The sequence below is a fragment of the Paraburkholderia phytofirmans OLGA172 genome, from assembly GCF_001634365.1.
Lineage (GTDB): Bacteria > Pseudomonadota > Gammaproteobacteria > Burkholderiales > Burkholderiaceae > Paraburkholderia.
The window spans coordinates 3,080,814-3,095,305 of sequence record NZ_CP014579.1; the positions used below are offsets into that span (position 1 = coordinate 3,080,814).

At 57.6% G+C, this 14,492-nt stretch carries 11 protein-coding genes and 2 pseudogenes; 9 read left to right on the forward strand and 4 right to left on the reverse strand.

Annotation, left to right across the window (positions count from 1 at the left end):
* Positions 1 to 19 precede the first annotated feature (19 nt).
* Positions 20 to 952, forward strand: a complete 933-nt coding sequence (locus AYM40_RS33680; RefSeq protein ID WP_063500270.1) for a LysR substrate-binding domain-containing protein — start codon at positions 20 to 22, stop codon at positions 950 to 952.
* A gap of 77 nt (positions 953 to 1,029) precedes the next feature.
* On the opposite strand, the gene AYM40_RS33685 is transcribed toward AYM40_RS33680, so the two are convergent.
* Positions 1,030 to 2,163: a 4-hydroxyphenylpyruvate dioxygenase family protein gene (locus AYM40_RS33685; RefSeq protein WP_063500271.1), complete on the reverse strand. Its 1,134-nt coding sequence runs from the start codon at positions 2,161 to 2,163 to the stop codon at positions 1,030 to 1,032.
* 283 nt (positions 2,164 to 2,446) lie between these two features.
* Positions 2,447 to 3,445 carry a pca operon transcription factor PcaQ gene (gene pcaQ, locus AYM40_RS33690; RefSeq protein ID WP_063500272.1) on the reverse strand — a complete coding sequence of 333 codons (999 nt, stop codon included), beginning with the start codon at positions 3,443 to 3,445 and terminating at the stop codon, positions 2,447 to 2,449.
* Between the two features lie 107 nt (positions 3,446 to 3,552).
* Here pcaQ and pcaH point away from each other — a divergent pair, with 107 nt between their 5' ends.
* Complete coding sequence (gene pcaH / locus AYM40_RS33695) at positions 3,553 to 4,257, forward strand: protocatechuate 3,4-dioxygenase subunit beta (RefSeq protein WP_063500273.1); 705 nt, start codon at positions 3,553 to 3,555, stop codon at positions 4,255 to 4,257.
* Positions 4,258 to 4,260: 3 nt separating this feature from the next.
* Entirely contained in the window at positions 4,261 to 4,848 is a 588-nt protein-coding gene (gene pcaG / locus AYM40_RS33700; protein WP_063500274.1) for a protocatechuate 3,4-dioxygenase subunit alpha, read from the forward strand.
* Positions 4,849 to 5,136: 288 nt separating this feature from the next.
* Here the strand turns inward: pcaG and AYM40_RS33705 are convergent, their stop codons facing one another.
* Positions 5,137 to 5,400 (reverse strand): H-NS family nucleoid-associated regulatory protein, encoded by a 264-nt coding sequence (locus tag AYM40_RS33705; RefSeq protein WP_063500882.1) that lies wholly within the window; start codon positions 5,398 to 5,400, stop codon positions 5,137 to 5,139.
* 353 nt (positions 5,401 to 5,753) lie between these two features.
* Between AYM40_RS33705 and AYM40_RS33710 the strand changes: the two are divergent.
* From AYM40_RS33710 to AYM40_RS33720, 3 genes and pseudogenes are all read left to right on the forward strand, one after another.
* Positions 5,754 to 6,014, forward strand: a pseudogene (locus AYM40_RS33710) (transposase); the annotation flags it as partial.
* Positions 6,015 to 6,245: 231 nt separating this feature from the next.
* Positions 6,246 to 7,601, forward strand: coding sequence for an IS110 family transposase (locus tag AYM40_RS33715; RefSeq protein WP_063495238.1), 1,356 nt, complete (start codon positions 6,246 to 6,248; stop codon positions 7,599 to 7,601).
* Positions 7,602 to 7,616: 15 nt separating this feature from the next.
* A pseudogene (locus AYM40_RS33720) lies at positions 7,617 to 8,540 on the forward strand (IS3 family transposase); the annotation flags it as partial.
* 532 nt (positions 8,541 to 9,072) lie between these two features.
* Here the strand turns inward: AYM40_RS33720 and AYM40_RS33725 are convergent.
* The gene (locus AYM40_RS33725) at positions 9,073 to 10,569 is read right to left on the reverse strand and encodes an IS5 family transposase (protein ID WP_063500276.1); all 1,497 of its coding nucleotides are present in this window, start codon (positions 10,567 to 10,569) and stop codon (positions 9,073 to 9,075) included.
* A gap of 501 nt (positions 10,570 to 11,070) precedes the next feature.
* Here AYM40_RS33725 and AYM40_RS40985 point away from each other — a divergent pair.
* From AYM40_RS40985 to AYM40_RS33730, 3 genes are all read left to right on the forward strand, one after another.
* On the forward strand, positions 11,071 to 11,652 hold the full coding sequence (locus AYM40_RS40985) for a hypothetical protein (RefSeq protein WP_148662382.1): 582 nt from the start codon (positions 11,071 to 11,073) through the stop codon (positions 11,650 to 11,652).
* A 268-nt stretch (positions 11,653 to 11,920) separates the two neighbouring features.
* Entirely contained in the window at positions 11,921 to 12,463 is a 543-nt protein-coding gene (locus AYM40_RS40990; RefSeq protein ID WP_148662383.1) for a hypothetical protein, read from the forward strand.
* A gap of 1,268 nt (positions 12,464 to 13,731) precedes the next feature.
* Positions 13,732 to 14,427, forward strand: a complete 696-nt coding sequence (locus AYM40_RS33730; RefSeq protein WP_148662384.1) for a hypothetical protein — start codon at positions 13,732 to 13,734, stop codon at positions 14,425 to 14,427.
* Positions 14,428 to 14,492 lie beyond the last annotated feature (65 nt).

Below are 14,492 nucleotides of genomic sequence, written 5' to 3' on the forward strand. Positions count from 1 at the left end.
ATGCGCTTTTGGAATCAACATGCGAAAATTCAAGCTCCCCAACATGGGTGCGCTGCTCGCTTTCGAAGCCGCCGCGCGGCACGAGAGCTTCACGCATGCTGCGCGCGAACTCTTCCTCACCGAGAGCGCGGTGTCCCGGCAGATCAATACGCTGGAGAACAATCTCGGCGTGCGGCTGTTCGTGCGCGTCAAACAGCGCGTGGTGCTGACCAAGGCGGGCAAGGTCTATAGCGTGCAGGTGCGCCGCTCGCTGGAACAACTGGACCGCGACACGCTGTCGATCATCGCGCACGGCAGCGGCGGCGGGTATCTGGAGCTGGCGGTGTTGCCGACTTTCGCATCGCAATGGCTGATTCCGCGGCTGGCGGCATTCAACGCGCAGTATCCGGATGTGCGGGTCAATATGGGCGTGCGCACCGGCACCTTCCCGTTCGCGGATACGCATTTCGAAGCCGCGATTCACTATGGGAAACCGACATGGCCGGGCACGTCGGCGGATTTTCTGTTCAGCGAGGAAGTCGTGCCGGTGTGTGCGGCAAGCCTGCTGACGCGGCCGGTCGAGACTGCGGCCGATCTGCTGGACTATCCCCTGCTGCATTCCACCACCCGCCCGGACGGCTGGGCGTCGTGGTTCGCCAGTCTCGGTGTCGACGATAACCGGACGATGCAAGGTGTCCGCTACGAACTCCACACGATGCTGATCAGTGCCGCCGCGGCCGGTCTCGGCATTGCGCTGGTGCCGCGTTTTTTCGTCGGCGCACAGCTTGAACAGCTCGGACTCGTGATACCGCTCGACGTGCCCGTAGTCGCCAACTCGGCGTATTACCTCGTGTATCCGACCGAGTTGAGCCACGGCAAGCCACTCACGAGCTTTCGCGAGTGGCTGTTGCGGGAAGCAGCCGCGTACAGTGCGGTGAATCCTGGGCTGGCCGGTAATCCCGATACCGATTGATTCAGCGCCAAGCGGTGAGCGGTGAGCGGTGAGCGGTAAGCGGTAAGCGGTAAGCGGTAAGCGGTAAACGATAAGCGCTAGGCGCCGGCTTGCTCGCGTGCCTGCGCCAACGCACTTAGATTGCCTTCGCCAAAGCCGTGGTGCCCCTGGCGCTGCACGATCTCAAAGAAGATCTCGCCGGCACCGCGCCGCACAAAGGTCTGAAAGAACAGCAACGGCACGCCATCGGCGTCGATCTCGCCGTCCACCAGAACATGCGTGCGCTTGAGCCGCTCGACGTCGAGCCCATGACCCGGCAGGCGCGCATCGAGCTGTTCGTAATAGCGCGGCGGCGGCTCGACGAATTCGACGCCGTTCGCCAGGAGTTGCTCGACGCACGCGAAGATATCGTCGGTGGCGAGCGCGATGTGCTGCACGCCTTCGCCCGGATGATCCGGCAGATACTCGTGCATCAGACTCGTGCGGCGCGTGCCCTCTTCATACAAAGGCACGCGGATCGCGCCGCACGGCGACACCATCACGCGCGATTCCGCCGACACATGCCAGTTCGCGTGCAGCTCATGAATCTCGCGGAAGTTGAGCAGGTCGCGATAAAAGTCGAGCCAATCCTGCATCCGGCCCTCACCGACCGTTTGCGTCAGATGATCGACCGCGACGAGGCCAGTGCCCGCGTGATTCAGATCGGCTTGCGCGGTATCGATCTCGATTGGACGGAAGTCGATGTCGAAGATCGAGATGTCGCCGAGGCCGCCGCGCTGGCCGCCACGGCCGCGCCACCGGTCGACGAAATAGATGTGCGAATCGCCAATGCCCTGGATCGCAGGAATCAGCAGTTCGCCCGCGCCGAGGCGCTCGCCTTCGAACGCCCATGCGCCAAGCTCGATCGCGCGGTCGAAGGCGCGCTGCGCGTTGGCCACGCGAATGCCGATTGCGCAGATGCCCGCGCCGTATTCCTCGGCGTAGCGCTCGGCAAACGAATCCGGCTCAGCGTTGATCAGGAAATGCATCTCGCCCTGGCGATACAGCGTGACGTCCTTGCTGATATGGCGCGCAATCGCCTTGAAGCCGAGTTTCGTGAAAGTCTCGCCGAGCGCCTTCGGCTCGCGCGAGGCGAATTCCACGAATTCGAGGCCGGCGGTGCCGAGCGGATTGTGCTCAGGCGCCGACACGGCGCGCAGCGCGGCGTCTGGAGTGGGCAAGTCGCTGGGCATGGCAATCTCCTTGTACAGTCGTTCGTGCACTGTTCCGGGTGTTGGTGATGTTTCTGGTGTTTGGTGCAAGCCGTCATCCATCCGTAGTGTGACACCGCGCGCGTGGTGTGCCGCAGCAATGCGACCTCGCGATGGCTTTTGCACCGTGTTTGTACACCGGCTGGCAGGGCGTTCGCAACCTTCATTTTGTACTGGATGGTTCACGCGCGGCGAATCGGGGCGCAACGCGCGTCTTCTGCGTCTCTCGTGGCGCCTGCGCCGCAGCATCGCTGCGCGGCGAGCGTCAGATCGTGGGCGAGCCGCCGCGGCCGCGTTTGGACACACGTTTGGCCGCAGGCTTGCCAGCGGCCGCCGCCATCCGCTGCTGCGCGACCTCGCGCACGGCATCGATGAACGCCCGCCCCACCGGCGACGGCTGCGTGTCCGAGCGCCGGATCAACCCCACGGGCTCGCCAGTGCCCGCGAACGGCAAGGGCAAACGCACCAGCATCCCGTGCGCCAGTTCATATTCGACGGCGCTCAGCGGCACGAACCACACCGCGTCGTTCTCCAGCGCCAATGCGCGCCCCGTCGACACCGACAGCACTTCGACAAACCCCGACAACGGCGGCACGCCCCATGCGCTCAACAGACTCTCAGCCGATTGCCGGATCAGCGTGCCGAACGGCGGCAGCACCACCGGATAATCCTCCAGCGACGTGGCCGGCAAGCCGGCCCCCAGCGCCAACGGATGCCCGGCGCGCACCACAGCAATCAACGGCTCACTGAAAAGCTGCTCGAAACTGAGCCCGACCATCCTTTCCGGGTCCGCCAGACGCCCGATCGCGAATTCGATCGTGCCGGCCTTCAGGCGTTCGAGCAATTCGGGATTGGCGCCGGTAGCAAGGCGCACGATCACGCGCGGCCAAAGGGCGGCGAACCGCTTCAGTGCCGGCGGCACTAGCGCGGCCGCGACGGTCGGCAGAATACCGATTTCCAGCGTGGCGGCCGCCGCGCCTTCCGCGCGCGCCAGTAAATCGACGCCTTGCCGCAACGCGCTGACACAAGCACTCGCATGCGGCATGAAGAGTTGCCCCTCGCGGGTCGGCACGGCGCCGTGGCGGCCGCGCTCGAACAGCTTCACGCCGAGAATCGCTTCCAGTTCAGCGACCGTCTTGGAGACTGCGGGCTGCGTAATGGACAGGCTTTCGGCGGCCCGCCCCACGCTGCCGAACTGGGCGACGGCCAGAAAGCACTGGAGATGTCGGAATTTGACGCGGCTGTCCGCGAGACTGCGTTGCATAACGGCAGGTTATACGAAAAGGGCGAAAACGTCATTTTGCATAACCTCTCAGGTTGGATAAAGTCGCTTCATACGCTGTATCCCACAATTCCCCGAAGGAGACACTGATGGACGAGTCCTTTCTCACCGCACGCGATTTCGCGTCCCACCCCGCCTACGTCTATCCCGGTTACGGTTCGTCGGTAAAACGCGGCCCGACGCGTCCGCTGATTCCGCTGAAGGAAAAGCTGCGCGACCAGCGCGTGCCGGTCTACGGCACAGAAGACCTCGGCGCGCTCGATCACGATCTGACGCGCAATGCGGTGCGTAACGGCGAGCCGCTCGGCGAGCGCATCATCGTGACGGGCCGCGTACTCGACGAAGGCGGCCGTCCGGTGCGCAATACGCTGGTTGAGATCTGGCAAGCCAATGCCGCCGGCCGCTATGTGCACAAGAACGATCAGCACGACGCGCCGCTCGACCCGAACTTCCTCGGCGCCGGCCGCTGCATCACCGACAACGAAGGCCGCTATCGCTTTCTGACGATCAAACCGGGCGCTTACCCTTGGGGCAATCACCCGAACGCGTGGCGTCCGAACCATATCCACTTCTCGCTGTTCGGCGACTATTTCGGCTCGCGCCTCGTCACCCAGATGTACTTCCCCGGCGACCCGCTGCTCGCCTTCGACCCGATTTTCCAGGGCACGCCCGAGCACGCCCGCGACCGCCTGATCGCAAACTTTTCGCTCGATACGACGCAGGAGGCCTATGCGCTCGGCTACGACTTCGACATCGTGCTGCGCGGCCGCAACGAAACTCCGATGGAGCGCTAAGCCATGACGACCCTCAAGCAAACGCCTTCGCAAACGGTTGGACCGTACTTCGCCTACGGTCTGTGTCCGCAGCAATACGACTTCGACTTCAAGAGCCTGTTTACGCCGGTTCTGGCGGACCGTGAAGCGGCCGGCGAGCACATCACGATCGTCGGCCAGGTGTTCGACGGCGACGGCAAAGTGATCGGCGACGCTATGCTGGAAGTGTCGCAGGTGGACGCGCAAGGCCACTACCCGGAATCACGCGAGGAAATCCTGAAGACTGGCTTCCGCGGCTTCGCTCGCGTCGGCACGGGGACGGATCCGCAGAAGCGCTTTGTCGTTGAAACGGTGAAACCGGGCCGCGCAAGCCCGGACGAAGCGCCGCATCTGAATGTAATCGTGACGATGCGCGGCATGCTGCTGCACACGTTCACGCGCGTCTATTTCGAGGACGAAGCCGAGGCAAATGAACAGGACACCGTGCTGGCAGCGGTTCCGGCGGATCGGCGTGGCACGCTGATCGCGCGTCGCGAGCCGAATGCGGCCAATGTGTACCGGTTCGATATTTATATGCAGGGTGACAAGGAAACCGTGTTTTTCGACCTGTGACGCGGATTTTCTATACTTTCATATAGCTTTCGCATACACTCGACATGATCCGTCTAGCGACTGGATCGCGAAACTCCGAGTATTTAAGCCCGCCCCGCGCGGGCTTTTTTTTGGCTCTTGCGCCTGCGCGGCTATCAATTCGGATGCCGAAAAAATTCAGCATAACTCGATCAGCGTGCTTTTCAGTGAACACTGAACGCCCCGCCGATATTCAGCCACAGCAAGCCGCACGACGTGTGTAGCGCAGCCGCACAGGAAAACGATTCACAGAGGAAGCTGAGGCCACGCTCAACAGCGGAAATGGTCGATGTTCTGTCCAGCGTAGATCGCGCGCGCGAGCCAATCTGGCTTATCGCCATGACCGTCCCACGTATTGCCGAAGGCGTCGCGATACATCACTGCCCGGACTGCGGCTTTGTCGGCCTCGATCGCATCGGCAAGCGCTTCCATCGAAATGCCGTATTCGTCCATGCGTCGGCGGATCCACACGATCAGGCGCTCACGCGCATTCCCGTCGAGGTCGAACAGCCGTTGTTCTTCTCGCTCTTTCATAACGTACCGGTTTCGCGGCTGATAGTGCTCGCGTTCGAAAAACAAAAAGCTTCGCTAAACAACGCGAAGCCTATGCGTGAATCAGATGGGTTGAGTGCAAATCGAACTCACAGTGCCTCTCCCGATGCGTGACAACTCGCATCGGGAATCATGCCCAATCAATCCTGGATTTATGGGAATTCGTCGGCAAACGGCTCGAATCGCACCCGGTCGGCCTTGCTGTGCCAAGGCTGCTTTTGCGTATGGGAGGTGATTCTAGCATCCAATTTCCGCCGCTTGCAGCAACTGATTGAGCTTGCCCCCGAAAAACGAATCCCTTGCTGAGCAGGTAAACTCAAGCAAGGAGAAGGACGATGACAGGCAAGGCAAAGCGGGCACAGTACACGCTCGAATTCAAGCTGGAAGCCGTGCGACTGGTCAAGGCCGGACAAAGCATGGCGGCCGTGGCGGCGACACTGGGTGTTGTTGAACAGACGCTGTACAACTGGATAAAGGCTGAGCGGGAAGGCAGGCTGGCGGGCGCTGGCACGAAGCCTGTGAGCCCAGAACAGATGGAACTGGCGCGGCTGCGTGCGGAAGTGGCTCGCCTGAAGATGGAGCGGGATATTTTAAAAAACCGCCCTACGCGCTTGCGCGCGCCCCTCATGAGTAGAAACTCCCGGGGAGTACACTCGATGCACGCAGAGACAGTGGCCGTAAGCTTCTTGGAGGTATGAACCCCGTCAAAAAACCTGGCCCAGGGGAAGCTGCGGACTCATCTGTGGCGGCGTCTTCGGGCGACCCCGTTTAGGAAATTGATCTATTCCGAGTCCCCGTCCTGCGCCTGATTATCCAGGAGGTGGGTGATGCCAAAAGACCGAACACGATCCAAGCCCTCAGGGTTGCCGATCATTCATCCGTTTGCAGCCGGTATTGATATCGGTTCACGGTTCCATGTTGTCGCCGTGAGTCCAGATCTGTGCGACGAGCCGGTGCAGACATTCCAGGCATTTACGAGCGATTTGCAACGCATGGCGGACTGGCTCGTCGCGACCGGCACAAAGACGGTTGTGATGGAATCGACCGGCGTGTACTGGGTCGCCGCCTACGAGGTGCTGGAGTCCCGGGGCCTTGAAGTCGTTCTTGCCAATGCACGCGAGGCGCGCGCAGTCCCTGGAAGAAAGAGTGATGTCAACGACGCACAATGGCTGCAGCGACTGCACGCGTGTGGGCTACTACGGGCAAGTTTCCGGCCTGGGCGCGACATCGCGGAATTACGCGCATACCTGCGTTGCCGCGAAAGGCATACTGACTATGCCGCCGCGCATATCCAGCACATGCAGAAAGCGCTGACCTTCATGAATATCCAGTTGCACCACGTGATCACGGATATCACGGGCGTCACTGGAATGCGGATCGTCCGCGCGATCGTCGCCGGCGAACGCGATCCAGACCGGCTGGCGGCGATGCGCGACGTCCGCTGCAAGGAAAGCCTTGAGACCATTCGTAGTGCACTGGTGGGCAACTACCAGCCCGAGCACGTATTCGCCTTGAAGCAGGCGCTTGCGCTGTATGACTTTTACCAGCGGTGTATCGACGAGTGCGATGTTGAGATCGAACGCGCTGTCGCGATTCTCAATATCGCTCACCCGATTCCGGATGCGCCGTTGCCGAAGGCGAAGCATCGCAGCAAGCTGCCCAGCGATCCCAACTTTGATGTGCGCACGGCCATGTACCAACTGGCGGGGACCGACCTGACGCAAATTCACGGCATCGGCCCATTCCTTGCACTGCGCCTGATTGGCGAATGTGGAACGGACTTGAGCCGATGGCCAACCGCCAAACATTTCACTTCATGGCTCACGCTTTCGCCCGGCTGCAAGATCAGCGGTGGCAAGGTGCTGTCATCGCACACGCGCAAAACAAGCAGTCGCATCACAGTCGCCCTGAGGCTTGCGGCGGTGACCGTTGGAAGAAGCAATACCGCGCTTGGTGCATTCTACCGGCGCCTCGCCGGGCGCATCGGCAACGCCAAGGCCGTGACCGCGACGGCGCGCAAGATCGCTGTCCTGTTTTATAACGCGATGCGCTATGGCATGGACTATCGCGACCCGGGTGCGGATCATTACGAGCAGCAGTACAGGGACCGCGTCATCAAACAGCTTCATCGCCGCGCGGCGCAATTTGGGTATTCACTGCAACCTCAGGACTCGCCAGCGTGAAGGTGTGTTTCTTAGGAAAGCCGCAGCGTACTTCGCGAAGGAGTCGATGTGAAGTGCGCGTTCATTGACCGGAATCGACACCACTGGCCAGTTTCAGTACTGTGTGAAGCGCTCGAAGTCAGCCCCAGCGGATATCATCAGCGCCAGCAACGCAGCGCCAAGGACAAGCCGCAAAGAGGCTACATGAGCAACGATGCCCTGCTCGCGCACATCAAGGCGATTCACGCGCAGGTCAAGGGCGAATACGGCTGGCCGCGCATGTGGAAGGAACTGCTCGCGCGCGGCGTGCGCGTGGGCAAGGAGCGGGTTCGCAAGCTGATGGCGCAGCATGGCATTCGTGCACGGCACAAGCGCAAGTACATCGCGACGACGAACTCGAATCACAACCTGCCGGTTGCACCGAATCTACTGGGGCGCGACTTCACGGCGTCGGCGCCGAATCAGGTCTGGACGAGCGATATTACCTATCTGGCGACAGCCGAAGGCTGGGTGTACCTCGCGGTCATCATCGACATGTTCAGCCGGCAGGTGGTGGGCTGGTCGATGCAGCCGCACATGAAAGCGGAGTTGGTCACAGACGCGCTACGCATGGCGTGGTTCCGGCGTCGCCCCGAGGCTGGTGTAATCGTGCATAGCGACCGGGGCAGCCAGTATTGCGGCGGCCTGTTCCGGGACACGCTGAAGGCCTACGGCATGCGCTCGTCGATGAGCCGACGCGGCGATTGCTGGGACAACGCGCCGACGGAAAGCCTGTGGGGTTCGCTGAAGGTAGCTCGTATGCATGGACGACACTTCACCACGCGGCGTGCTGCAATGGATGAGGTGATTGACTGGCTGAGCTTTTACAATGCACGCCGGTTGCACTCGACACTCGACTACGTCAGTCCCATGACATTCGAGAAAAACTGGTTCGCGGCTCAGCAGGGACGAGCCGCATAATTCCCTCGGTTATGGGATTCGCGGAACGGGGGCAAGGTCAGGATGGTTAAGCGCGGATGAAATTGCAAAGACGATGCCTAAGTTTCCTTTCTATGGGCAACAAGGCGGAATGCGCGTTGCGTTTGTCACAGGTGGTGACAATACAATGCGGCTTGAAGCGGTTAAGTCCAGTCAGGCACGATATGTTGTTCACTTAAATCGGACCATCCGTAAATACGGCCTAGACACGCCGCAACGAAAAACGATATTTCTCGCTCAGACGAACTGGGAAACTGCGCAGTGGCGCAGCTTTCCAAACCGTCCAATTATGCACGAATGGGGGTACGGGGCATACGTTCTCCATGCTCCAGCAACGCAATACTATGGGGCGTTTTATGGCCGAGGCGCAATGCAGTTGACGTGGGCGAAAAATTACGCTGATTATCAGGAATTCTGCGGCCCACAGTTGCTTCCCGCGCATGTGGGCGCCTATGACGATCGTCTTTCTCCGCAACATCCGAGAATCACGTCTACTTCGTCGGCCCTGCAAAATTCAGTTTGCTTGACGCACGACGCCGATCGGGTATTTTGTCGGAGCGGGACGATTAGCCCGCCGGAAGCGTTCCCGGTGCGCAAGCAGCGGATGCGACAGGACATCGGCGATCGAATGCAGCCAGGCGAGGACAAAAAAGATGGGCCCCAGACCCAGGCGAACAATCGCGCGTAACAGCCAGCGCAGGTTGTAGCCCGTGGCGCACAGCACGGCATGCAGCGCATCGCCGGTTTGTCCTTTGAGCCAGCAGCGACGCATACCGTGGTCGTGCTTCACATGGCCGATGATCGGTTCAATCGCCTGGCGTCGCTTGAGCCAACGTCGCTGCGTGCTGGTCAGTGTCTTGTGTTTGCCGCGATGAATCAGGTGTACTGATGATACCTCCACGTCGACGCCGCGAAACCCGAGATCGACCAACACGGTCTTCGGCTGTGGTGTACCGGGCAGGTCCTGCAACAGAATGGAGCTCTGTTCGAGTTGCTCGGCCAGCGTATGGCCGTCATAGGGGTTGCCGGGGAACGCCCGCGCACCGACGATCAACCCTTGTTTCTCCGTGATCGCGAGGCTCACCTTGACACCGAACTCGTAGGGCTGGCGTGCCTTTCCTTTCCCAATGCATTCAACTTCAGGCGCATGCAGTGCGTAGAGTTTGTTCTTGTCCTTTGGACGTTGGTGGCAAATGCGCCAGGCCCGCTCAAGCCAGACGCGCAGTTGTGCCTGCCGTTCGTCTGAAGCTCCAGACAGCTTGCGTTCGATATCGCGCAGCAACCGTCCCAGTACCGTGCGCTGACGCTTGAGTACACGACGCAGGCGCCTGAACTGCTTCGCATGGGCATAGCCGCCCGCGCGGCGACGCAGTCGCTTGCCTTCGCGCTCGTACGTTTGCTTCAGCCCCAACCCTGCGCGTTGCGCCAACTGAACGAGTCTGGCCCGCGCCACCTCAAGCAGACGGCTGTCGGTCGGATACGCAATCGCCTTCTCCTGCACCGTGGTGTCGACAATTACGCGCTCGAATTCGACCGGCGTCACCGCCTTCATCTGCACTGCAGCCGCGATCGTCGCCGCGAGCAGTTCCTCGACACCGGCTTCGCCCAGCGCCTGCCGAAAGCGCACCAGGTTGGTCGGGTCGCACGGCAGACGCGGCTGGAAATACTCCTCGCCGCAGAAGAACTGAAAGTACACGTCCTGTGCCCAGCGCTCGCACACCGTTTCGTCACTCTCGTTGTAGGCGTGCTTCAGGTACAGCAGACCCACCATCAGCCGCATAGGCAAGCGCGGACGTCCAGCCGCACTGATGCCACCGGCAAATTCCAGCGAGTTCGAGCCAAACAGGTCAACCGCTTCGCTCACCCGTCCATCGCGTGAACGTCGCTCGAACAGGGGAGCAAGCGTCGTTTCGATTGAAGCCCATGACACCTTCGTTGCCAACACGGCAAGCGGGTGACGTAGATCAATCATCGCGTCCAGACGGCTACGAAAGAAATCAGGCGTGCTCATTGGCGACCACTCCGAAACTCCCAGAATCTTTATCAGATCGATATTCGTTCTGGGAGTTCTCTTACCCGCCGACAAACTGCATCGCCAAGCCAGGCGGGGCCTCACGAACTTCTGCAAGGCCGACTACTTCAAGGCACTGGACTGTTGCCCCCGCTGATCACGGAACGCAGATTCAGTGGGCACCACGTTACGACCCCAATATTGTCGCGGACGATCCAATGCACGCTTGTAATTCAGCGGGATTCTATTGGGTTGCCCGACCGTTCCAGGCAGGGGTAAATATAAGTCGGAAGGCAGATCAACCGTGGAGTGCCAGCACGATCCACGACGTCAATCGAGGGGTAAATGGCGGTGGGAACGGTGCAGCGGAGCGACATGCATATTCTGCCTTTGCTGCGCGCCTCCTGCTTGACGCGGTGGACAATCAGAATCCCCAAGTCATCGCGGCGCCGAGCGGTGCCGTCCGCGTTGATTTTACCGAAATTGAATAGATAACAAAACATGAATAAATATTCATCAGAAAGTAATAAAATTCACAAGCGCTTGATCTCTGGCATTTGCGCCACATTTGTTATTTTTTCAAATTCTGCAGTTGCTTCTGGCAATCCGCATGATAATTTAGATCCAAGTAGCCCTCGTCTGCTCCAGCGCAACGAGATGGGCGCCCATCGCCTTGCGGAGATTGAAAGCAAGATAAAAGAATTCCCAAACTTCGATGTTGATCATTATCGAATATTAAGTATTGTTGAGTGGGGAGCCGGATCAACGAGAGGCACCGTAATTGTGGCAAGTGAGGGGGTTGGAAAATCTTCGGGTTGCTCAGTCTATGAAAATGTTGGAACCGGGAATTTTGAGTTTGTAACTGGCGGCCCGTTCTGCCATTTTACTAAACGACCGGTTGGTCGTATGACGAAAAACTCCGGGAGTGTAAATTTTGATGCTTCAATCCGGCAATGGTACGACGGCTTTCCAACTCCGATTACGTTCGAACTCATCTTTGATGCTGATCGCAATATCTTTTGCGACCCCGCGAGTCAATCTGAGAAATTTAGATGCCGTGTTGACACAGTGCCTTCGAAATGAATTTTTTCCCGCCCTCCAAGCGGCCACCGTCTTATCTAAAGATTAAGAATTTCAAACAATGGTTACATCTTAGTTTGTCTCGCAGACTATTACTGACTGCATGGGTTGGTGTACATCGCCAAATCGCATTGGCGCACTTGTATGTATGCCCCCAGTCGATTAACAGACAACCGGAACTCACCGCTACCCATCACTCAGCAGTGACGACTTGAGACTAGAGGGCAAATCCATCGCCAAGTTACACGTTCTGACAGGAAGGAATCTGAATATGCGAATTAAGCTGCTTATGTTTGTGGCGTCTACAATTATGGCGTGCGGTTGCGCCTCAGCCTCGTCGAAAGAAGTCCTACAACCTACACAATCCGCAGAGTTCTCTGAGAAAAGCGGCATCACGCTTGCACTTCCAGCGGATTTATTCTCTATGGGTCAGGGAACACCAGGAACATGCGTTGGATCGTACGACACGGTCGGAGGCACTGTGCTATCCCTCGCCCCTATCGATTCAAGTCTCCACGATCCAAGTTGGATGGATAGGATCCCAACGCTCCATATTCGACGCGCGAGTATTAACGCAGCCATCCAAAAGAACGAAGAAGCAATTTTTCATGGCTCACCAACCGGAAAGACAGTCATAGCAGCAAACGCTCCAATGGAATGCAATCTAAAGGCAAAGACAACAGTAGAAAAAATTTATGGTGAAAACTGGCACGGGTGGCTTGCGGAGGATATTTACAAAACCAAAAAAAATATGCATCCACCCCGGACTACTGCAAGCGGTATTTTGAAGCTAACCGCTGCATACGAATGGTGATTGGGAATTCAAAATTCAGCGTCACGATGTCGCATAATTGTCTCACCAGGGAGCCAGAGAATTTTTATTTAGATATAGGTTTAAGTTATGGCATTTTTTTGCAAATTGTCAAGACCATCCGTTTTGTCGATCAATAGTGAGCAGCAACGCCGGATAACTATTTCGTGGGCAAATTTTCAAATAAATTGGGGCGGGATGCTCGATACTCGAAATTTTCGATACTATCTATTCACAGAAATGCATGAACGCTACACAGCGGAAGACGCGGTCTATTATTTTTATCATAAAAATAATTGGCTGGCGAGTCTCGGCACTTCGACGACCATAGTCGGACTTATCAGCTGGCTTATCAATGTCGACATCAATGGCTATAGGGATCGACAAAAGTCCGCCATGCTACTTGGTCGCGAGCTACAGGATACGGTTAATCATGTATCGCAGGAAGTATTGCAGTATCCGCCGTTATCACCTGCCTCCAATCTCGTACTTTGCCGGTCCGTCCCTGCGACGATTTTCCCGCTCTCTCTCTAAGTGTCACCATCAACTATGCGCCGCAAGTTTCTTAATCTTCTGTTTGCACCTATCGTAATTCCGGGGTTTGCAAGTGACGCGGCCAAGCTACCTCGCACTTGGTTAGGAACACATTATCGAGTGTGTTATAGCTCAATCGCCAATGCTATGTCGGAAGTTTACGGATCAGACCACGCGTTCGACGACAGTATCGGCCAAAGGCATGTGAAGTTTGGTGCTGGCGAGATCGTTGTTGCTGTCGATCGTACAACCGGAACGAACGCATCTTGAACTATTTTCGAAAGGCGGAGACATGGCAATTGTTGTGTGGTCCTCGCCTCACTGCCGGCCGCCAGTCTCATTCCGTCTACGCGAAAAATGGCATCGTCAAAACGACTGCAATGGACAACTCTGACGCAAGCCGCCGCGGGGTATCGGCGACGAAAATTTTTTACATATGGAATGAGCGAAAATCAATTTATTTTCCAATGAATTGCTATCAGGTCAGTAAAAATTCCGTGAAAGAAGTTAACTTTGCAGATGCGTATTCTTAATGAAATATGGTTACTCTTCCAATTTCCGGCTGGTCAAACATATTACGTTACCCACAAGTCGGCCGGTGTCCGAGCAGCAAGACTTTTTGCAAGCGCTTCAAGTCGCGGGAAATTTATAAAACCACACGAAAGCTCCACGTGGCGAGGCTCGTCGGCATCGAATTCGAAGCGTCCCAAAACCCGCACGCCAAAAGAAAGTGCCCCATGATTCGTGCCATCTTTGTAGCACTCGAACTGCTCTTGTGTTCAATAGCCTGCGCGCAATCGGCAACTGACAATGCTCGTCTCCACAGTATCGGAATTAGTCCTACGGGTCCGAAAGTGGAGGATCAATGTGGCATGTCGATGAATACTCCAGATTTGAAAAGTGTTTCGGATCAAACGATTGGGTTCGGCTGCACCGGTTCATATAAATATGGTGAGCAGGCCGTCATGGAAATGGATTTTCAATACGATCCAAACTTCGACCCACGTGGCGGCGATAACATAAGTTTTGTAGTCGAAAATACCGGTATCGACAAGAAGATTGCTGCTAGAGCGGGCAGCGTATTCCGCTTGAAATCCGGCGATAACATGCCGACGCTGACACCGGGCTCAGCATACAAAGAATCAAACTGCGGTGACCCGGTCACCAAAACTGACGTAGCGCCCATCCAGGGCAGCAACTGGCACGGGTGGATTGCTGAGGAAACATTCGCCAAAGCGCACGGCAGTTGCAGGCCAGCCAAGGAATACACGTCACGCTACCGCTGCGTTCATGTCATGGTTGGCAACGACAAAATGACGGCCCAATTAGATGGTGTGTGTCTGCTACGGAGGCGTGAACTTAGTCTGGAAAATGGCTTCAGTTATGACCTATTTATGGACATGCTCAAGACGCTTCGTTTCAAGGAACAGTAACTTGTTCGATGCAACTCGAACCCGAACTCTTTCGCACTACCACCAATGGTATCTACCCATGAGTA

Bases quoted from the DNA above. Each gene is read 5' to 3' on its own strand.
- AYM40_RS33730 (WP_148662384.1), top strand. From the start codon at position 13,732: ATGATTCGTGCCATCTTTGTAGCACTCGAACTGCTCTTGTGTTCAATA.
- pcaQ (WP_063500272.1), bottom strand. From the start codon at position 3,445: ATGCAACGCAGTCTCGCGGACAGCCGCGTCAAATTCCGACATCTCCAG.
- AYM40_RS33680 (WP_063500270.1), top strand. From the start codon at position 20: ATGCGAAAATTCAAGCTCCCCAACATGGGTGCGCTGCTCGCTTTCGAA.
- pcaH (WP_063500273.1), top strand. From the start codon at position 3,553: ATGGACGAGTCCTTTCTCACCGCACGCGATTTCGCGTCCCACCCCGCC.
- pcaG (WP_063500274.1), top strand. From the start codon at position 4,261: ATGACGACCCTCAAGCAAACGCCTTCGCAAACGGTTGGACCGTACTTC.
- AYM40_RS33715 (WP_063495238.1), top strand. From the start codon at position 6,246: ATGCCAAAAGACCGAACACGATCCAAGCCCTCAGGGTTGCCGATCATT.
- AYM40_RS40985 (WP_148662382.1), top strand. From the start codon at position 11,071: ATGAATAAATATTCATCAGAAAGTAATAAAATTCACAAGCGCTTGATC.
- AYM40_RS40990 (WP_148662383.1), top strand. From the start codon at position 11,921: ATGCGAATTAAGCTGCTTATGTTTGTGGCGTCTACAATTATGGCGTGC.
- AYM40_RS33725 (WP_063500276.1), bottom strand. From the start codon at position 10,569: ATGAGCACGCCTGATTTCTTTCGTAGCCGTCTGGACGCGATGATTGAT.
- AYM40_RS33705 (WP_063500882.1), bottom strand. From the start codon at position 5,400: ATGAAAGAGCGAGAAGAACAACGGCTGTTCGACCTCGACGGGAATGCG.
- AYM40_RS33685 (WP_063500271.1), bottom strand. From the start codon at position 2,163: ATGCCCAGCGACTTGCCCACTCCAGACGCCGCGCTGCGCGCCGTGTCG.